General features: G+C 66.7%; 12 protein-coding genes and 1 pseudogene. 9 read left to right on the plus strand and 4 right to left on the minus strand.

Annotation, left to right across the window (positions count from 1 at the left end):
* Nucleotides 1-3: 3 nt before the first annotated feature.
* The 3 genes from J3U95_RS17500 to J3U95_RS17510 all read right to left on the minus strand — a co-directional run bounded on the left by J3U95_RS17500 (nt 4) and on the right by J3U95_RS17510 (nt 6,535).
* The gene (locus tag J3U95_RS17500) at nt 4-2,289 is read right to left on the minus strand and encodes a TonB-dependent receptor (RefSeq protein ID WP_229519908.1); all 2,286 of its coding nucleotides are present in this window, start codon (nt 2,287-2,289) and stop codon (nt 4-6) included.
* Nucleotides 2,290-2,618: 329 nt separating this feature from the next.
* A complete protein-coding gene (locus J3U95_RS17505) occupies nt 2,619-4,232 on the minus strand; it encodes a phytoene desaturase family protein (protein ID WP_208279945.1) in 1,614 nt (537 codons plus the stop codon).
* 104 nt (nt 4,233-4,336) lie between these two features.
* Nucleotides 4,337-6,535: an OsmC domain/YcaO domain-containing protein gene (locus J3U95_RS17510; protein WP_208279946.1), complete on the minus strand. Its 2,199-nt coding sequence runs from the start codon at nt 6,533-6,535 to the stop codon at nt 4,337-4,339.
* A gap of 262 nt (nt 6,536-6,797) precedes the next feature.
* Here J3U95_RS17510 and J3U95_RS17515 point away from each other — a divergent pair, with 262 nt between their 5' ends.
* The 6 genes from J3U95_RS17515 (at nt 6,798) to J3U95_RS17540 (ending at nt 13,435) form a co-directional block, all read left to right on the plus strand.
* The gene (locus J3U95_RS17515) at nt 6,798-7,739 is read left to right on the plus strand and encodes an alpha/beta hydrolase (RefSeq protein ID WP_229519909.1); all 942 of its coding nucleotides are present in this window, start codon (nt 6,798-6,800) and stop codon (nt 7,737-7,739) included.
* A 97-nt stretch (nt 7,740-7,836) separates the two neighbouring features.
* Nucleotides 7,837-9,678, plus strand: a complete 1,842-nt coding sequence (locus J3U95_RS17520; RefSeq protein ID WP_208279948.1) for a DEAD/DEAH box helicase — start codon at nt 7,837-7,839, stop codon at nt 9,676-9,678.
* Nucleotides 9,679-9,781: 103 nt separating this feature from the next.
* Nucleotides 9,782-10,378 carry a TetR/AcrR family transcriptional regulator gene (locus J3U95_RS17525; protein WP_208279949.1) on the plus strand — a complete coding sequence of 199 codons (597 nt, stop codon included), beginning with the start codon at nt 9,782-9,784 and terminating at the stop codon, nt 10,376-10,378.
* 46 nt (nt 10,379-10,424) lie between these two features.
* Nucleotides 10,425-11,876, plus strand: coding sequence for an MFS transporter (locus tag J3U95_RS17530; RefSeq protein WP_208279950.1), 1,452 nt, complete (start codon nt 10,425-10,427; stop codon nt 11,874-11,876).
* A 66-nt stretch (nt 11,877-11,942) separates the two neighbouring features.
* Nucleotides 11,943-12,263 carry an EthD family reductase gene (locus J3U95_RS17535; protein ID WP_208279951.1) on the plus strand — a complete coding sequence of 107 codons (321 nt, stop codon included), beginning with the start codon at nt 11,943-11,945 and terminating at the stop codon, nt 12,261-12,263.
* Nucleotides 12,264-12,439: 176 nt separating this feature from the next.
* Nucleotides 12,440-13,435: a site-specific integrase gene (locus tag J3U95_RS17540; RefSeq protein WP_208279952.1), complete on the plus strand. Its 996-nt coding sequence runs from the start codon at nt 12,440-12,442 to the stop codon at nt 13,433-13,435.
* An 18-nt stretch (nt 13,436-13,453) separates the two neighbouring features.
* Here the strand turns inward: J3U95_RS17540 and lldD are convergent, their stop codons facing one another.
* Nucleotides 13,454-14,587: an FMN-dependent L-lactate dehydrogenase LldD gene (gene lldD / locus J3U95_RS17545; RefSeq protein WP_208279953.1), complete on the minus strand. Its 1,134-nt coding sequence runs from the start codon at nt 14,585-14,587 to the stop codon at nt 13,454-13,456.
* A gap of 250 nt (nt 14,588-14,837) precedes the next feature.
* Between lldD and J3U95_RS17550 the strand changes: the two are divergent.
* The 3 genes and pseudogenes from J3U95_RS17550 (at nt 14,838) to J3U95_RS17560 (ending at nt 20,618) form a co-directional block, all read left to right on the plus strand.
* A pseudogene (locus J3U95_RS17550) lies at nt 14,838-16,711 on the plus strand (rhamnogalacturonan lyase).
* Between the two features lie 10 nt (nt 16,712-16,721).
* On the plus strand, nt 16,722-17,942 hold the full coding sequence (locus J3U95_RS17555; protein WP_208279954.1) for a DUF4861 family protein: 1,221 nt from the start codon (nt 16,722-16,724) through the stop codon (nt 17,940-17,942).
* A gap of 3 nt (nt 17,943-17,945) precedes the next feature.
* The gene (locus J3U95_RS17560) at nt 17,946-20,618 is read left to right on the plus strand and encodes an exo-rhamnogalacturonan lyase family protein (protein ID WP_208279955.1); all 2,673 of its coding nucleotides are present in this window, start codon (nt 17,946-17,948) and stop codon (nt 20,616-20,618) included.
* Nucleotides 20,619-20,627: the final 9 nt, after the last annotated feature.

Raw genomic sequence — 20,627 nt, forward strand, 5'->3', positions numbered from 1 at the left:
ATCTCAGAAGTCGTATTTCATGCGCACGCCGAAGTAGCGGTCCGAGTTGCGCGGCAGGGTCTGGGTCAACACGTGCACATTGCCGAACACATTGTAGTTATCGCCGACGAAGCTGGCATAGCTCTTGTCGAACAGGTTGTTGACGTAGAAGGTCAGCTTCACGTTCTGCGACGGATTGAAGAAGGCGATGCTGCCGTTGACGGTGCCGTAGCCCTTCTGGTCGGCCAGCGGATTGGCGGCCAGGTCGTAGTTGACGCTCGACTGGTACTGCCCGTTGATGTTGGCGATCCCGCTGTAGCCGCTCTCCCCGATCGGGAAGTTATAGGTCGCGCCCAGATTGAGCTTGGTGCGCGGCGCGTTCGACAGGCGCTTGCCGGACAGGTCCTGCAGCGGCACGCCGTCGATCAGGACGCAGCCCTCGGCCACGGTCTGGCCCGGATAGCAGTTCGTGTTCGGGAACTTCTTGATCGTCGCGTCGACCCAGGCCACCGAGGCCTCGAGCAGCAGCGTGTTGACCGGCTTGGCCTGCACTTCCAGCTCCAGGCCGCGGGTACGCAGTTCGCCGACGTTGGTGACGACGTTCTCGTAGGCCTGGGTGAGCGGATCGAGGCGGCGCGACTGGGCCTGGAAGTCCTCGTAGTCGGTGTGGAACACGGTAGCATTGAGCTGGAGGCGGTTGCGGAAGAAGCGGCTCTTCATGCCCAGCTCCCACGAATCGGAGGTCTCGGGCGCCACCGGCAGGCGCACGCGCGCCTCGTTGAAGCCGGTCGAGACGTCGTAGCCGGCGCCCTTGTAGCCGGTGGCGAAGGAACCGTAGACCATCACGTCCTTGGCCAGGTCATGCTGCATGGCGATCTTGCCAGTGGTGGCGTCGTCGCGGCTGCGGCCGTCGAAGACGGCCGGCACCGCTGGCAGGCGATTGGCGAAGTCGACCTCGATCGTCTCGCGGTTGAAGCGCACGCCGGTGCTGACGCGCGTCGCGGGCGTGATCCGGTATTCGGCCTGGGCGAAGGCGGCGGCGGTCTGGTTGCCGGAGCGCGCCTCCCAGTTGGCCAGATTCGAGAACGGGCCGCGCACATAGGTGCGCTCGGTGCGCGAATCGGCGTAGTACAGGCCGCCGAGGTACGTGAGACGGCCGTCGCCGTTCGACGACAGGCGCAGCTCCTGGGTCGACATGCGCGAGCGGTATGGGCCGCCGGCGGTCACGCCGCCGTGGAAGCGGCCGTTCGACTGCGGCCCGAGCTGGTCGAGGTTGGTGCCGTCGAAGTCGGCCAGGAAGTCGAACTGCCAGTCCTGCCAGGTGGTGACCGAGGTGACCGTGTGATTGTCCAGCTTCCAGTTCAGGGTGCCGGCGATGCTGCGCGACTCGTGTTCGGCAAAGCCCGGATCGTCCATGCGCACGTCGCGGTTGTCCGGACCTGGCGTCACGCCGACCAGGGCCGGCCCGATCGGCGCCACGCCGCGCAGGCTGGCGCCCGGCGGCACCGACAGGAAGGTGGTGACCGGGCCTTCGATACGGCGCTTGTTGTAGTCGGCGATCAGGCGGCCGTCGAGGCTCGTGGTGGGCTTGAAATCGAGGCGCAGGCGCGCGCCCTTGCTGCGTTCGCCGTTCAGCTTGGCGCCCGACTCGAGGTTGGTGACGTCGCCCTCGCGGTTGCCGGTATAGGCGTTCAGGCGATAACCCAGCTTGTCGCTGATCGGGCCCGAGATGCCGGTTTCCAGGCGCTTCTCGCCGTCGCTGGTCAGGGTGACCTGGGCATGGCCTTCCTGCTCCTCGCTCGACTCCTTGGTGACGATGTTGATGACGCCGGCCGACGAGTTCTTGCCGAACAGCGTGCCCTGCGGGCCGCGCAGCACCTCGACGCGCGCGATGTCGCTCAGGTTCGAAAACGCCTGCAATTGCTGGATCACGGGCACGTCGTCGATGATCACCGAGACGGCCGATTCGATGCCGATGCTGAAGGCAAAGGTGCCGATGCCGCGCAGCGCGATATTGTTGTTGTTCGGGTTCTCGTTGATGGTCAGGGCCGGCGCCACGCGGGTCAGGTCCGAGAAACCGACGATCTGCTGGTTCTCGATCGCGCGCTCGTCCACGGTGCTGACCGCGACCGGCACGTCCTGCATCGCCTGCGGGCGCTTCTGCGCGGTCACCGTCACCACTTGCAGGCCTTCCGACGATTGCGTGCTGGCCTCCTGGGCCTGGGCGGTCATGGCGCCGGCAGCCAGGAGGGCCACGGCGTGGGCGATGGCGGTGAGGGCCGAGCAGCGGCGCGAGGATGGAAAACTCATTGTGTCTCCTGATAATAATTATGAAATACGTTCTGCAAGCGACGTGATCGACTAGTATTTCAGCGCCCACGCGGCGGTCCACCTCCGCCGCGCTGCCTGGTACTAGCCGGCTGCGGCGGTTCACGCCTGGCGCACCAGGCATGGGAAATCTCAAAAGGGCTGACTCGCGCGGGGGCGAGCCAGCGAAGAGACAGCAGTGGACCCGGTTGCCTCAGAGCATCCAATCGTCCGACTGCGGTGATATATTAGGATTCCAACCCACCATGCACAACCGCCTGGCGGGTTTAGTCATCAAGTTGAGCGAAGCGCTCGTTTAGGCCGCGTTTCGATCACGCGCTTGATCGAATCCGCCCCTGCCGGAAGTCGCGCAGGATCTCGCGCGCGGCATTGTGCCCCGGCGCGCCGGTCACGCCGCCACCGGGATGGGCGCCCGCGCCGCAGGTGTAAAGGCCCGCCACCGGGCCGCGGTAGTCGGCATGGCCCAGCATCGGGCGCGCCGAGAACAGCTGGTCGAGTCCCAGCGCGCCGTGGAAGATGTCGCCGCCGACCAGGCCGAACGTGCGCTCCAGGTCGAGTGGGCTCATGATCTGGCGGCCCAGCACCGCACGCCTGAAGTTCGGCGCATGGCGGTCGACGGTGTCGATCATGAGGTCGGCCACCTGCTCGCGGTGCTCGTCCCAGCTCGCGCCATCGGGGAGTGTCGGCGCCACGTGCTGGCAGAACAGGCTGGCCACATGCTGCCCCGCCGGGGCCAGGGTCGGGTCGAGCGTCGACGGGATCAGGAGTTCGACGATCGGCGCTCGCGACCAGCCCGACGCGCGCGCGTCGTGGTAGGCGCGCTCCATGTAAGGCAGGCTGGGTGCGATGATGATGCCGCTGCCATGGTGGTCGGCTATTCGCCGACCCGGCAGGCAGCTGAAGTCCGGCAGTTCGGACAGTGCGACGTTCATGCGGAAGGTGCCGGATCCGCAGCGCCAGGCCGTCATGCGGCGCAGGAAGTCTGCCGGCAGCGCGCCGGGGTCGACCAGCCGGGTGTACAGCAGGCGCGGATTGAGGTTCGATACGACGGCGCGCGCATCGCGCCGTTCGCCGTCGCCGGTGACGACGCCGGTGGCGCGGCCCTTGTGCAGCACCACTTCGGCTACCGCGCACCCGGTGCGGATTTCGACGCCCAGGGACTGCACCGCCTTCGCCATCGCCTGGGTGATGGCGCCCATGCCGCCGATCGCGTGGCCCCAGGCGCCTTTCCTGCCATTGACCTCGCCGAACACGTGGTGCAGCAGCACGTAGGCCGATCCGGGCGTATACGGGCTGGCGTAGTTGCCCACCACGCTGTCGAAACCATAGGCGGCCTTGATCGGATCGCTCTCGAACCAGCCGTCCAGATAGTCGCCCGCCGATTTGGTGAACAGGTCCAGCAGCTCGCGCTGGCTGGCCAGCGACAGCTTGCGCACGCGGTTGCCGAGGCGGCCGGCCTTGAGCAGCTCGGGCAGCGCGGCCAGCCAGCCGCCCTCGATGCGGTTCGGCGGCGTCTGCAGCACTAGCTCGCGCAGCAGGTCGGCCGCATCGTCCAGCTGCCGGTGGTAGTCGTCCAGGCGCGCGGCGTCGCGCGGCGAGAACTTCGCCACTTCAAGAGCGGTCTGCCCGGCGCCGACCTTCAGGTAGCGGCCATCTTCGAGCGGGAGGAAGTTCGAGAGCGGGCGCTCGACGATGCGCAAGCCATGCCGGGCCAGCGCCATGTCGTGGATCACCTTGGGATTGAGCAGCGAGACAGTATAGGCGGCCACCGAGTTGCGAAAGCCCGGATGGAATTCCTCGGTGACCGCGGCGCCGCCGACGACGTCGCGCCGCTCGAGCAGCGTCACCTTCAGGCCGGCGCGGGCCAGGTACCAGGCGCAGACCAGGCCGTTATGGCCAGCGCCGATAATGATTGCGTCGCGCATCTGGCGCCTCCCCGGAGCGTGCAAGCGAACACGGCGATTCTACCGAGGGAATGGGCCGGTGGCAAAAAAAAGCCCCTGCGGACAGGGGCTGGATCATGCTTGCCTTACTTCGCTGCCGCCTTGGCGCGCGCCGCGTGCAGCTTGCGGTAGCTGTCGATCAAGCGGTGGTGGCGATCGAGCCCTTCGAGCTGCATGCTGGTCGGCGTCAGGCCGTAGAAGCGCACGCTGCCGTCGACCGAGCCCAGCACCGCGTCCATCCGCGCGTCGCCGAACATGCGGCGGAAGTTGACGACGTAGTCGTCCAGCGCCATCTCGTCGTCCAGCACCACCTCGAGCACCACGTTCAGGGCCTGGTAGAACAGGCCGCGCTCGACGGTATTGTCGTTGTACTGCAGGAAGGCGCCCACCAGTTCGTGCGCATCCTCGAAGCGCTTCAGCGCGAGGTTGATCAGGAGGCGCAGCTCGAGCACCGTCAGCTGGCCCCAGTCGGTGTTCTCGTCGAACTCGATGCCGATCAGGCTGGCGATGTCGGAATACTCGTCCAGCTCATTGTTTTCCAGGCGCTCCAGCAGCGCGTCCAGGCTGTCGTCGTCCAGGCGGTGCAGGTTGAGGATGTCGGAACGGAACAGCAGCGATTTATTCGTGTTATCCCAGATCAGGTCTTCGACCGGATACACCTCGGAATAGTCGGGCACCAGGATGCGGCAGGCCACCGCGCCCAGCTGGTCGTACACGGCGGTGTAGACTTCCTTGCCCATCTCTTCGAGGATGGCGAGCAGGGTCGCGGCTTCCTCGGCATTGGCATTGGCGCCCTGCGCGGTGAAGTTCCACTCGACGAAATCGTAGTCCGACTTGGCGCTGAAGAAGCGCCACGAGACGACGCCGCTCGAATCGATGAAGTGCTCGACGAAGTTATACGGCTCGGTCACCGCTTCGCTGGCGAAGGTCGGCCGCGGCAGGTCGTTCAGGCCTTCGAAGCTGCGGCCCTGCAGCAGTTCGGTCAGGCTGCGCTCCAGCGCCACCTCGAAATTCGGGTGGGCGCCAAAGGAGGCGAACACACCGCCGGTGCGCGGGTTCATCAGGGTCACGCACATCACCGGATATTGGCCGCCCAGCGAGGCGTCCTTGACCAGCACCGGGAAGCCCTGCTCTTCTAGGCCCTTGATGCCGGCCACGATGCCCGGGTATTTCGCCAGCACGTCTTGCGGCACGTCGGGCAAAGCCATCTCGCCTTCCAGGATCTCGCGCTTGACGGCGCGCTCGAAGATCTCGGACAGGCACTGCACCTGCGCTTCGGCCAGCGTGTTACCGGCGCTCATGCCATTGCTGGCATACAGGTTTTCGACCAGGTTGGACGGGAAGTACACGACCTCGCCGTCCGAATGGCGCACGAAAGGCAGCGATACGATGCCGCGTTCCACATTGCCCGAATTGGTGTCGATCAGGTGCGAGCCGCGCAGCTCGCCATCGGGATCGTAGAACGACAGGCTGTATTCGTCGAGGATGCCGTCCGGCAGCGCATCGTCGGGGCCAGGCTTGAACCAGCGTTCGTTCGGATAATGCACGAAGTCGGCGTTTGCGATGTCCTCGCCCCAGAACACGCCGGCATAGAAGTGATTGTTGTTCAGGCGTTCGATGTATTCGCCCAGGGCCGATGCCAAGGCGCTTTCCTTGGTCGCGCCCTTGCCGTTGGTGAAGCACATCGGCGAATGCGCATCGCGGATATGCAGCGACCAGACATTGGGGACGATATTGCGCCACGACGCGATCTCGATCTTGATGCCCCAGCTGGCCAGCATGCCCGACATATTGGCGATGGTCTGTTCCAGCGGCAGGTCCTTGCCCGGGATGTACGTGCGCGATTCCGCGTCGGGCTGCAGGGTCAGAAGGGCCTGGGCGTCGGCGTCCAGGTTGGCCATTTCCTCGATCACGAATTCGGGGCCGGCCTGCACGACCTTCTTCACCGTGCAGCGCTCGATCGAGCGCAGGATGCCCTGGCGATCCTTGTCGGAAATGTCGGCCGGCAGCTCGACCTGGATCTTGAAGATCTGCTGGTAGCGGTTTTCCGGGTCGACGATATTGTTTTGCGACAGGCGGATATTCTCGGTCGGGATATTCCGGGTATTGCAGTACAACTTCACGAAATATGCCGCGCACAGGGCGGACGAGGCCAGGAAGTAATCGAACGGACCTGGCGCCGAGCCGTCGCCCTTATAGCGGATGGGCTGGTCGGCGATGACGGTGAAATCGTCGAACTTGGCTTCCAGGCGAAGCTTGTCGAGGAAGTTGACTTTAATTTCCATGGAAAAATCCAGATACGGTGGGTATAAATACAAAGCCCTGTCGGGACAGGGCTCATGGGGTCACTGTACAGTACGGAATTTCTGTGGAGAGTCGCGCTTCGCTCGATCCGCTACTGCCAAGAAAGCGCGCATATTTTAACACGCAGGTGCGCCATCGCCGCCCGGCCAGATGGTTCATTGCCGTGCTTGCTCAGCCGTCGCTGGGTTACCATAAGGATAATAATAACGAAGGGACACCATGCACACGACACGGAGACGCATCTTGAAACAAGTCGGGGCCGCCATGCTGGCCGCATCCACATCGGGAGCCGCGCTTGCAGCCACGCCGGCATCGGCAGAGGGCTGGCCACCGGCGCCCGCCACGATCCCGCTCTGGCCGGAAGGCGTGCCCGGCGCCCGCGCCGGACTGGAACCGGAACGCTACGTCGACGGCAGGGTCAGCCGGGTTTCCGAGCCTACGCTCACCGTCTACCCGCCCGCGGTCGACCGCGCCAACGGCAGCGCCGTCGTCATCTGTCCCGGCGGCGGCTACGAGCGCCTGGCCATCGAGCGCGAAGGCGAACAATATGCGCGCTGGCTGTCGAGCCTGGGCGTGACCGCCTTCGTGCTCAAGTACCGCATGCGCGAATTCGGCCATCCGGCGCCGCTGCAGGACGTGCTGCGCGCGGTGCGCCTGGTGCGCTCGCAGGCAGCCCAGTACAAGGTAAGCCCGGAGCGCATCGGCGTGATGGGCAGTTCGGCCGGCGGCCACCTCGCCGCCAGCGCCGGCACCCTGTTCGACCATCCGCTGGGACGCACCGGCGCCCAGCTCGACGCCGTCAGCGCGCGGCCCGACTTCCTGGTGCTGATGTACCCGGTGATCGCGCTCGACGGACCGGCGGCCCACATGGGGTCGCGCAATGCCCTGCTCGGCACGTCGCCCAGCGCGGCGGACGTGGAGCTGATGTCGGTGGCGCGCCAGGTTACGGCGCGTACGCCGCCGACCCTGCTGATCCATACCCAGGCCGACGCCGCGGTGCCGGTCGAGAACAGCATCCTGTTCTACCAGGCGCTCACGCGCGCCAAGGTGCCGGCAGAGATGTATCTGTTCGAGCATGGCGAGCATGGCATGGGCATGCGGCCCAATCTGGGAACGGCATCGGCCTGGCCGCGGCGCGCCGAGGAATGGTTGCAGTCGCGTGGGCTGCTGGACCGGGCGAAATAGCACGACGTGGCGTACGGGGCGCCAAACGTGGGAATTCGCGAGTTTTCGCCATTCTGGCGTCAAGTAGAATGATTCGCGAGCATAACTAGGAGCGCACATGGCAACGCTGATTCCTTCGATCGGCGCTTGCGCCTCGCGAATGACGCCCGGGGAACGGCGCCTGGCGACCCGTCTCGAAGACAAGCTGGAAGACGATTACCTGTGCTGGTATGACGTCTCGATCGGCGACCGCACCCAGCACCCGGACTTCGTCGTTTTCCATCCGAACCGGGGCCTGCTGGTCCTCGAGGTCAAGGACTGGCGTCCCGACACGATCCGCAGCATCGACAAGCAGACGGTGGCGATCGTCGCCGGCGACGGCGTCAAGCACGTGCAGAATCCACTGGAGCAGGCACGCCAGTACATGTACGCCGTCGTCAACAAGCTCGAACGCGACCCGCAACTGGTGTGGCCGAGCGGCTCGCTGAAAGGCAAGCCGTCATTCCCTTACGGCCATGGCGTGGTACTGACCAACATCACCCGCAAGCAGTTCGACAAGGCCGAGCTGGATGGTGTCCTTCCCTCGCACCTCGTCATCTGCCAGGACGAGATGACCGAATCCGTGGACGCGGAAGGTTTCCAGCAGCGGCTGTGGCAAATGTTCCCGATCAAATTCACGAGGAAGCTGACGTTGCCGCAGATCGACCGCATCCGCTGGCACATCTTCCCCGAGGTGCGCATCCCGCCCCAGCCGGACGCATTCGACGAACCGGGGCAACTGACGGTCGAACTGCCGGACGTCATGCGCGTGATGGACCTGCAGCAGGAGCAGCTGGCGCGCAGCCTGGGCGAAGGGCACCGCGTCATCCACGGCGTCGCCGGCTCCGGCAAGACGCTGATCCTGGGTTACCGGGCCGAACACCTGGCCAAATCCTCCACGCGACCGATCCTGGTGCTGTGCTACAACAAGACGCTGGCGACCAAGCTGGCCAGCGTGATGGCAACAAAAGGCTTGCAGGACAAGGTCCACGTGGCCACCTTCCATGCCTGGTGCGTGCGCCAGCTCGACGCCTATCACGCGGGCAAGCCGGGCAACGACGGCGATGCCAATGCCTTTTTCGAAGCCTGCGTGGAACGCGTGATCCGCTCGGTCGACCAGAAACTGATCCCGTCGGCGCAGTACGACGCCGTGCTGGTCGACGAAGGACACGACTTCAAACCGGAATGGTTCAAGCTCGTGGTCCAGATGGTCCATCCGGACTCGAACTCGCTGCTCGTGCTGTACGACGATGCCCAGTCGATCTACGGCGACCGCAAGAAACCCCGGTTTTCGTTCTCCAGCGTCGGCATCCAGGCGCAAGGCCGCACCACCATCCTGAAGCTGAACTACCGCAATACGGCCGAGATTCTTGCGGTGGCGCGCGCCTTCGCCGACAACCTGCTGGCGCCAAGCGATGCCGAGGAGGACCAGGCGCCGACCGTGCTGCCGATGAGCGCCGGGCGCCGCGGCCCGAAGCCCTTGCTCGTCACCTTGCCGACGCTGAAGCACGAAGCCGCGTTCCTGGCCGACCGCCTGGCCGAAGCCAATCGCCTGGGAACGCCATGGAACGACATGGCGGTGGTCTACCGCCGCTACGGCATCGGCAAGCTGCTCGTCGACGCCCTGGCGCACAAGGGCATCCCCTTCCAGTGGCAGCAGGATCGCAAGGGATCGTTCGCCCCCGAGCACGATAGCGTGAAACTGATCACCATGCACAGCAGCAAGGGGCTGGAATTCCCGCTCGTCTGCATCCCCGGCATCGGCGCGCCGGCCAGGGACGGCGAGGACGACCGCGACGAAGCGCGGCTGCTGTACGTGGCGATGACCCGCGCCACGCAGGAACTGGTCATGACGCATAGCGACACCTCCCTGCTGTCGGAAAAAATGTCGGGTGCGATGGGTGTGTTGCGCTCGCTCTGAGCTTCGTTGAGCCGTGCAGCTCCCGCGGTTGCATTGCTCGTATGCGCGGTGCTAATATAGGAACCGATCGGTTCACATATTGACCAGCACCCCAGGAATATCGATGACAAACCACAGCGGTCTCGGTCGCCCCCGAGAATTCGAACTGGACGTCGCCGCGCGCGACGCGATGAACGTATTCTGGGACCGGGGCTACGAAGGCGCTTCCCTGCCGGACCTGATCGAAGGCACGGGCCTGTCGCGCGGCAGCCTGTACAAGGCATTCGGCGACAAGAAGGGCTTGCTGCTGGCCGCGCTCGACCTGTACATGGACAAGGGACTGCAAGCGACCGCCGAGCTGCTGTCCAGGCCGGGCTCCGCCAGGGAAGCAATCCGTGCTTCCCTGATGCGCCTTGCCGCCCTCTCCTCCGGCGATGCGGGGCGGCGCGGATGCCTGATCGTGGCGATGGCCACCGAAGTCGGGACGCACGACCCGGACATTGCCGAGCGCACCGGACGCATGTTCCGCCGCCTGCAGCAGCTGTATGCGGAGGCGATCGCGCGCGGCCAGGCCGGCGGCGAGATTGCGCGACGCGATCCGCAGGTGCTGGCCCACTTTCTTGTCTGCCAGATCCAGGGCATGCGCGTGCTGGGTAAAACCGGAATTGGCGAGGCGGAGATGACCGCGCTCGTCGAAACCGCCATGCGTATTCTCGACTAAATTTTTTGCCGACTTTGGAACCGATTGGTTCCGTAAAGGGAATTCGATGACTCAACCACTTTCACCCGAACCGCGCCGCTGGGCGATCTTCGCCATCCTGCTGGTCGGTTGCTTCCTGCCGCCGCTGGACTTCTTCATCGTCAACGTGGCGCTGCCGTCGATCCAGTCCGAACTGGGCGCATCGGCGTCGGCCGAGCAGCTCGTCATATCATCCTATGCCGCGCTGTATGCGGTCACCCTGATCAGCGGCGGACGCCTCGGCGACCTGTTCGGCCGTGGCCGCATATTTCTCCTCGGGCTGGCCGGCTTCGCGGCCGCATCGCTGCTATGCGGCCTGGCCTGGTCGCCGGCGGCGCTGATCGCCGGCCGCGCCTTGCAAGGGGTGACGGCCGCCATCATGGCGCCGCAGGCGCTTGCGTCGGTCCATGCGATCTTCCCGGAAGCCGAGAAACCGCGTGCCCTCGGCCTGTACGGCGCCGTGTTCGGCCTGGCCTCCGTCATCGGACAGGCGCTGGGCGGCATCCTGATTTCACTGGACCTGCTCGGGATGGGCTGGCGCATGATCTTCCTCGTCAACCTGCCGGTGGCGCTCCTGGTCCTGGCATTCGGCCTGCCCTTGCTGAAGGAAGCGCGGGCGCCGCGCGCGAGCAGGCTGGATCCGGGCGGTACGGTGCTGTCCGTGCTCGCACTGGGCGCCCTGATCGTGCCGCTGATCGAAGGCCGGGAAGCTGGCTGGCCCTGGTGGTCCTGGCTGGCTTTGTGCACTGCGCCCTTGCTGGCATGGTGCTTCTGGCGCTATGAAAGCGGCCTTGTCCGCGCAGGCGGTGCGCCCCTGGTCGATCCCTCTGCCCTGAGCGCACCGGGCATGCGACGAGCGCTGGCGATCGCATTGCTGTTCTATACACTGGCCGCCTTTTTCCTGCTGTTCTCGATCTATCTGCAGAACGCGTTGCACGTGAGCGCCCTGGACGCAGGCCTGGTCTTCCTGCCGTTCGGCGTCGGCTACCTGCTCGGGCCCCTGGCGACGCCGCTCGGCAGGCGCATCGTCGGCGACTGGGTCAATCCGATCGGCATGGCATTGCTGACAGCGGGTTTCCTCGGCCTGGGCGCACTGGTAGCAGCGACGCCGGTGGGTGTCGCCCCGGCGGGGACAACGCTGGCCATCCTGCTCTTCGTCATCGGTTGCGGCCAGGGGCTGGCGCTGCCGTCGCTGATGCGGATGATCGCGGGCCGCGTGGCGCCCGCACATGCCGGGATGATCGCCGGCGTCGCAAGTTCGACCCTGCAAGTCGGCACCGCGCTCAGCGTGGCGCTGATCGGCGGCATCTTCTACACCGTCCGCGGCGTGCACGACGACCCGGCGGCGATCACGGACGCCTTCACCGTCGCGATCCCGTGCATCGCCTTCTGCCTCGGCCTTGGCGCGGTGCTGGGTGCGACGCTGGCCAGACGGGCGGGCGTCGTCCCGGTCGTGACAGGCCGGACCAGCGGCGTATAAGGCAGCCGACATCCACGTCTTTTCTCAACGGCGCCCTCCATGGCGCCATTTCAGGAGCTTCAGCAAATGAACATCGATTCCCAGGTGGTGGTCTACGTCTCTTACCAGGGTACTCCAAGCACCCGCTTCGATCGTGATTACTACGTGACGCACCACCTGCCGTTATGCATGGAGGCCTGGAACAAATATGGCCTGCAGCGTGTATCGGCCTACTTTCCCGAATTGCTGCAGGAGCAGGCAGGCACCATCGCCATTTGTGAATGCGTATTCCGGGACGAAGCGGCCATGGACGCATCCTTTTCGTCGCCGGAACTGCCAGACGTGATGGCCGATCTGCCGTTCTTCACGGATGTTCTCCCCGTCCGTCTGCGTGGGGTCGCCTTGTAGGCCCGCAAGCATGGAGCGGAGCGTCTGCCAGGCGCTCCTTTCCTGTCAGCCTTGTTTGAGTATTGATATCTTTTTCGTAGTCGTTAGCGTTGGCCAATTTGGTTACCTTGGTTCCTTATGTTGGTTAGTTACGTTTTATGGTATGGTGACGCTACATCCACCCAACACGTCTCGCCATGCACACCGCCACTTCATGGGACGCCGACCCGGTCAGATCATTCAAGGCATTCATATCCACCACGGCATTCGCCGAAACCGGCCGGCGCCAGCGCGCCGACGGCACGTTGCGGGTGCTGTCCGCCGAGTCGGCAAAGATCTACCTGTTCATGTTCAACAACCTGGCGAGCTGGCTGCAGGAACAGGGACTCACCTTTTCCAGGGTATCGAAGGCCGACCTGCTGCGCTTCATCGGCCGCACGGTCAAGGGCAAGCGCGTCCTGAACAGCAAGATAGCCTACCGCTACCTGCGCCTGCTCGAGCGCTGCTACGAGCATCTCGGGGTCGTGCCCAATCCGGCGCAAGAGGCGATCCTCGGCATCGACCGCGCCCACATCGCGAAGGACGACGCCGGGCGCACCCTGTCGGAAGACCAGCTGCAGCGCTTCTTCGCCGCGCTGCCGGCCGAGGCGCCACGCAAACGCCGCAGCACCCCGTTCGATGGCTGGAAGCGCCGCCGTGACCGGGCCATGCAGGTGGTCATCGCACTGGCGGGGCTGAAGGTATCGGAAGCGGTAGGCCTCTTGACCACGGAAGTCGGCCGCCAGGCGTCGATCGACGGCGCGATCGTGCTGACGATCACGCCGGAAGAAAAGCTCGACACCAGCCATGAACACGAGGTCGCCCTCCCCCGCGAAGGCGCCGACGAGCTGCGTGCCTGGCTGGAGGAGCGCGAAGCGATGGCGATCCCGGGCGGGTTCGTGTTCCCGGCCAACCTCACCGGCGCCAGGATGACCAGGAAAACCGTCTACATGCAGATGCGCGCCACGTTCGAGCGGGCCGGCATGGACCTGTCGCGCTCCGGCGGACGCACCTTGCGCAATACCTTCGCCAAGCGCCAGCTGGACGGGGGCGCGAGCCCGGACGAATTGAAGGACGTGCTGGGCCTGGCGCTCGAGCGCTCCGCCGCCGACTACAAGCTCACGCGCGTAAGACCCGATCCAGAAGAAGAGTGAGCGACGCCTGAACGACTGTCAAGCCGCCAGCAAGTGCGGCCCGATCTCGCTGACCGAGCGCACGCCGGTCAGGACCATATTGGTGCGCAAGTCCTTTTCCAGGATCTGCAGCAGGCGCTCGACCCCTGCCTGGCCCTGCGTGGCCAGCGCATACACGAAGGCGCGCCCCAGCAGGACGCCGTCCGCCCCCAGCGCCAGCATGCGGAACACGTCGGTCCCGGTGCGCACGCCGCCGTCGGCGAAGATCGTCATCTGCCCGTTCACCGCGGCCGCGATGGCCGGCAGCACCGAGGCACTCGACGGCGCGCCATCGAGCTGGCGCCCGCCATGGTTCGACACCACGATGCCATCGGCGCCGAAGGCCAGCGCATCGCGCGCATCCTCCGGATCGAGAATCCCCTTGATCACCAGCTTGCCTTGCCACTCGTCGCGGATCCATTGCAGGTCGGGCCAGGCGATGCCGGGATCGAAATTGGCGCCGAGCCAGCCGATGTAGTCGGCCAGGCCGGTGGCGCTGCCGCGGTAGGCCGTGATATTCCCCAGGTCGTGCGGGCGACCGAACAGGCCCACGTCCCAGGCCCAGCGCGGATGCAGCGCGGCTTGCACCAGGCGCCGCAGCGGCCCGTTCGGCCCGCTCATGCCGCTGTGGGCGTCGCGGTAGCGCGCGCCGGGCACCGGCATGTCCACCGTGAACACCAGGGTGCGCGAACCGAGTTCCCATGCACGGCGCATCACGTCGCGCATGAAGCCGCGGTCCTTCAGCACGTACAGCTGGAACCAGATCGGGTGCGCGGCCTGGGCCGCCACTTCGGCCAGCGGGCAGACCGAGACGGTCGACTGGATGAAGGGGATGTTGCGGTGGCAGGCGGCGCGCACCGCCTGCACCTCGCCGCGCCGGGCGTACATGCCGGTCAGGCCCACCGGCGCCAGGGCGATCGGCAGCGAATAGCCTTCGCCGAACCACTGCACGCCCAGGTCAAGTTGCTCGGAGCCGCGCAGCACGCGCTGGCGCAGCTTGATCGCCTGCAGGTCGTCGACGTTGCTGCGCAGGGTCTGCTCGGCGCCGGCGCCGCCGTCGAGGTAGTGGAACAGGAAGGGAGGCAGCCGGCGGCGCGCGGCCTGGCGGAAGTCGGTGGCGGACGAAATGATCATGTACGGGGTCGAGATGAGCGGATGAGCGGATCGAATTCGCAGTCTACGCCGCCGCGCGCCTCCTCGTCCATCGACAGGGCCGGGATAATCAGTGTCCTGATCGCGCGCGCGGTATTGACATGCAGCGCAAACGCTCAAGCGCCTGATTAAATGGACCATGGGGCCGCCCGCCCGTTGACAGTTCCCGAACGGAAAATGAATACTCGGCCGGGCAAGCCCAGATCAGACCAGTACGCGGACCGAGACAACGATGGCATCCCTCCCCCATTACCAGACACTGAAACGCGGCGCGGCCCTCGCGCTGCTGGCACTGGCCTGCAACGCCTGCGCCACCCCGGGCCGCCAGCTCGAACCGCTCGATCGCGGCGTCGTCGCGATCCATACCGGTGACGACAATTTCGTCAGCTGGCGCGCGCTCGGGCCGGAAGACCCGGACACCACCTTCAACCTGTACCGCGACGGCGTGCGCCTCAACGACCAGCCGCTCACCGCGACCAACTTCGTCGATGCCGGCGCCGCGGCCAGCGCGGCCTACAGCGTACGCGCAGTCAGCAGGGGGACGGAGAGCGCCGTCGACGCGCGCGCCGGCGCCACCTGGCCGCAGCCGTTCAAGACCATCCCCTTGCGCAAGTCTTCAGGTGGCGTCACCCCGGATGGCGAGGCCTACACCTATGGCGTCAACGACGGCTCCGCCGCCGACCTCGATGGAGACGGCGTCCACGAATTGCTGGTCAAGTGGCAGCCGACCAACGCCCACGACAATGCCCATCGCGGCTACACGGGTTCGACCCTGATCGACGCCTACCGCCTGGACGGCACGTTCATGTGGCGCATCGACCTGGGCAGGAACATCCGCGCCGGCGCCCACTACACGACCTATCTCGCCTTCGACTTCGACGGCGACGGCCGCGCCGAACTGATGGCCAAGACCGCCGACGGCACGGTCGATGGCGTTGGCAAGGCGATCGGCGATCCGGCGGCGGACCATCGCAATCAGGACGGCTACATCCTGGCCGGCCCGGAATTCCTGACCGTGTTCGACGGCCGCACCGGCGCCGCCCTGGCCAGCACCGAATACACGCCACCGCGCGGCGACGTCGCGGCCTGGGGCGATTCGCACGGCAACCGGGTCGACCGCTTCCTGGGCGGCGTGGCCTACCTCGACGGCCAGCGGCCGAGCGCCGTGTTCGCGCGCGGCTACTACACCCGCGCCGTGCTGGCGGCCTGGGACTGGCGGGACAAGCGGCTCACCCGGCGCTGGGTGTTCGACAGCGACCTGCCTGCCAACGCGTCCGCCGCCGGCCAGGGCGCGCACTGGATGGCCGTGGCCGACGCCGATGGCGACGGCCGCGACGACATCGTCTACGGCGCCGCTACCGTCAAGAGCGACGGCACGCTGATGTACAGCACCGGCCTGTGTCACGGCGATGCTTGCACGTCGGCAAGCACGATCCCAGCCGTCCCGGCCTGCAGGTATTCATGGTGCATGAGTCGCCATCATGCTACCGCGGCAATGGCGCCGAGATGCACGACGCCGCCACCGGCAAGGTCTTGTGGAGCATCGCCAGCACCATCGACGTGGGCCGAGGCATCTGCATGGACATCGATCCCGCTCACCCCGGCAACGAGTGCTGGGCCGCGATCGGTGGCATCAACAATCCGGCCGGCGGACTGGTGAACGCGGCCGGGGTGCAGATCTCGCCCGTCCGCCCGCGCGCCTACAACTTCGGCCTGTGGTGGGATGGCGACCTGCTGCGCGAATCGCTCGACGGCACCCGGATCGAGAAGTGGAACCCGCAGGCGCAACGCCTCGAGCCGCTGCTCGACGGCGCCAAGCACGGCGCCGCCTCGATCAACGGCACCAAGGCCAATCCCGTGCTGTCGGCCGACCTGTTCGGCGACTGGCGCGAAGAAGTGGTCTGGCGCAGCGCGAACGACGAGGCGCTGCTGGTGTTCTCCACCACGGCGCCGACCCGCCACCGCATCCCGACCCTGATGCACGACACCCAGTACCGGGTGCAGGTCGCGGCGCAGAATGCCGCCTACAACCAGCCGCCCCACCCCAGCTTCTTCCTCGGCGAAGGCATGACGCTGCCGCTGCAGACTTCCGATCAATCCAGATAAAGCTTCCGACATGATTCTTCGCCTCTCCCTTCCCGTTGCCACTGTCGCCGCACTGTTCTCCTTCGACGCCGGCGCCTTTGATCGCCTGAGCGTGATCGCCAGCCATGCGCTCGACATCGCCCGTCCGTCCGAGACCATCTCGGTCCCCTGGGCCCGGGTCAACGACGCCCTGCCCCAGGCCCGCTCGCAGCAACTCGTGATCAAGGACGCCGCCGGCCGCACCCTGGCCTACCAGGTGACCAATGTCGACGCCACCGCCAAGGACCCGAAGATGATCGGCGCCGCCTATGGCGAGCTGCTTTTCCAGTACGACTTCAAGGCCGGCGAGAAGTCGGCCACCTTCACGATCGAAAAGGCCGGCGCCACCGTGCCGCCATTCCCGCCCAAGACCTACGCGCGCTTCGTGCAGGAGCGGCTCGACGACTTCGCCTGGGAAAACGACAAGCTGGCGCACCGCGCCTACGGCCCCGCGCTCAAGGCCCCGGCGGCGCCGGGCAGCGACAAGGAAGTGCTGGTCACCAGCGGCCTCGATATCTGGTTCAAGCGGGTGCCGTATCCGGTGGTCGACCGCTGGTACAACATCGGCCACGACCATTACCATGAAGACCAGGGCGAAGGCATCGACATGTACAACGTCGGCCCGACCCGCGGCGCTGGCGGCACCGGCATCTGGGACGGCAAGCAGCTCCACGTCGGCGCCAACTACCGCGAATGGCGGATCCTGGCCAATGGCCCGATCCGCACCGTGTTCGAACTGCACTACGACGCCTGGGACGCCAACGGCGCCAAGGTGTCCGAGGTCAAGCGCTTCACGGTCGACGCCGGCCGCTACTTCGACCGCATCGACAGCACCTTTACCTTCAGCGGCCCGGCCACGCTGGACGCCGCCGTCGGCCTGCACAAGAACCCGAGCGACAAGGGGCAGGAAGTCAAGGTCGACTTCGCCCAGAACAAGGCGGACGGCAGCCTGGTGCAGTGGGTCACGCAGCGCAGCTTCGGCGACTTCGGCGTAGCCGTGATCGTGCCGTCCGCCTCGGGCTTCGCCGCCGATGCGCGCAACGGCCTGGTGACGGCGCCGGTCACGTCGGGCAAGCTGCTCCGCTACCACGTCGGCGCCGCCTGGACCCGCGGCAGCCCGTTCGCGACCCAGGCGCTGTGGCAGAAGCACGTCGCCGACGAGGCGGCGCGCCTGCGCTCGCCGGTGAGCGTGAGCCTGGCGGCGGGACGCTGAGCCGTGGCGCCGCTGTCCCGACGCACCTTCTTCAAGACCGGCGCGCTGGCCGCCGCATTGCCACTGGGCGTGAATGTCGCACCGGCCGAAGCCGCGCCGGCCGCCCCGGGCAGCGTGGATCTGTCCTGGCTCGAAGGCACGCCTGGTTTGATGACCGGCGCCACCTTCGGCGTGCCCTGGCCGCGCGGCGCGCTGCGCAAGGACCAGGGCTTCGTGCTGTCGGACGATAATGGAGACTTGCCCTGCCAGAGCTGGCCGACCGCCTACTGGCCGGACGGCTCGCTCAAGTGGACCGCACACGCGCTGCCGGCCATGGATGCGGCGCCGGAACGCCTGCGGCTGCGGCCCGGCAGTTCCGGCGTCAAGGGCGGCAAGCAACTGACGGTCAAGGAAAGCCCGGACGCCATCGTGATCGACACCGGCGTCATCGAATGCACGATTCCGCGCCATGGCGTTGAGATCGTGCGCAGCCTGCGCCGTGGAGGGCGCGACGTCGCGCGCGCCGGCAGGCTGGTCGCCCTGAGCGACGACCGCCCGGACGGCAGCACCCGGCAGACTGCCTACGAGAGCCGGCTGCAGCGCGTCACGCTGGAGCAGCGTGGCCCGCAGCGCAGTGTGGTCAGGCTCGAAGGTATGCACCGCGCGCAGGAAGGTGCGCGTTCGTGGCTGCCGTTCACCCTGCGCCTGTACCTCTACGCTGGGGCCGAATCGGTGCGCATCATGCACACTTTCGTGTTCGACGGCGACGAGCAGAAGGACTTCGTGCGCGGCCTCGGCCTGCGCTTCGACGTGCCCCTGGTCGACGCGCCGCACGACCGCCATGTGCGCTTCGGAGGCGAGGCCGGCGGCCTGTGGGCCGAGGGCGTACGCAATCTCACCGGCTTGCGACGCGATCCCGGCGAGGCGGTGCGCAAGGCGCAGCTGGCCGGCCAGGCGGTGCCGCCGATCGCCGAACGGGTGAACAAGTCGCTGCACCTGATCCCGGCCTGGGGCGACTACAGCCTGGCCCAGCTCTCGCCCGACAGCTTCCGCATCCGCAAGCGCACCAAGGCCGGCCATGGCTGGATCGACGCCGCCTGGGGCCGGCGCGCGCCGGGCCTGGGCTATATCGGTGGCGCCAAAGGCGGCCTGGCCTTCGGCATGCGCGACTTCTGGCAGCGCCATCCGACCCAGCTCGACATCCGCAACGCGCACACGGACGCCGCCCAGGTCACGCTGTGGATCTGGTCGCCCGATGCGCCGGCGATGGACTTGCGCTTCTACCACGACGGCATGGGCATGGAAACGCATGCCGACGAGCTGCAGGCGCTGGACGTCACCTACGAGGACTACGAAAAAGGCTTCGGCACGCCGGTGGGCGTGGCGCGCAGCAGCGAGTTCACGCTGTGGGCCCTGGACACGACGCCGGCACGCGAGCAGCTGGTGCGCATGGCGACTCAGGTCCAGTCCCCGCCGCAGCTGTGCGCAGCGCCAGCCCACATCCTGGCCACGCGTGCCTTCGGCAACCTGTATTCGCTGCCGGACCGCTCGACCGCGGCCAGGGCCCACATCGAAGACCGCTTGGATGCCCACTTCGCCTTCTACCGCGACGAGGTGGAGCAACGCCGCTGGTACGGCTTCTGGGACCATGGCGACGTGCGCCATACCTACGACGTTGATCGTCACGAATGGCGCTACGACGTCGGCGGCTACGCCTGGGCCAACTCGGAACTCTCGCCCGACCTGTGGCTGTGGTACGCTTTTCTCCGCAGCGGCCGCGCCGACATCTTCCGCATGGGCGAAGCCATGGTCCGCCACACCACCGACGTGGACACCTACCACCTGGGCCGCTTCGCCGGCCTGGGCACGCGCCACAACGTCCAGCACTGGGGCTGCAGCGCCAAGCAGGTGCGCATCAGCACCGCGGTCTACCGCCGCATCTACTATTACCTCACGGCCGACGAGCGCACCGGCGACGTCATGCGCGAGCTGCTCGACGCCGACCTGCGCCTGGATGCGGTCGACCCGGTGCGCAAGCTCCCAAACCAGCCGCCCAAGGGCCCATATCCGGTGCGCGCCAGCTTCGGCACCGACTGGGCCTCGCTGGCGGCCAACTGGCTGACCGAATGGGAACGCAGCGGCGACACCCGCTACCGCGACAAGATTCTGACCGGCATGCGCGACATCGCCGCCATGCCGCACGGCTTCTTCAGCGGCGAGCGCATGGGCTACGAGCCCCGCACCGGTCGCCTGCACAATATGGCCGGCGACAGCGTCAAGGCCTCGCACCTGAACGCCGTGTTCGGGGCCGTGGAGGTGTTCGACGAGCTGATCGCCCTCACCGGAGACAAGGCCTTCGAACGCGCCTGGCTCGACTACTGCGCGCTGTACAACGCGCCGAAGGACGAGCAGCAGCGCCGCCTGGGCAAGCCGCATGGCGGCTCCGACGTGCTGGTGATCGGCCACTCGCGCCTGACGGCGTATGCGGCCTGGCGGCGCAAGGACCCGGCGCTGGCGCGCCGCGCCTGGACCGAATTCGCTGCCGTCCGTCCCTATCCGCCCTTCGTGGCCACCAAGGTCCTCGGTGCGGCCACGCTCAATCCCGTCCTCGAAGTTCCATGGGTCACCACCAACGACACCGCGCAGTGGGGCCTGGCTGCGATCCAGAACCTGGCGCTGATCGGTGACGCCCTCTGACCCCTTGAT

This window comes from Massilia oculi, assembly GCF_017582745.1.
Taxonomy (GTDB): domain Bacteria; phylum Pseudomonadota; class Gammaproteobacteria; order Burkholderiales; family Burkholderiaceae_D; genus Telluria; species Telluria oculi_A.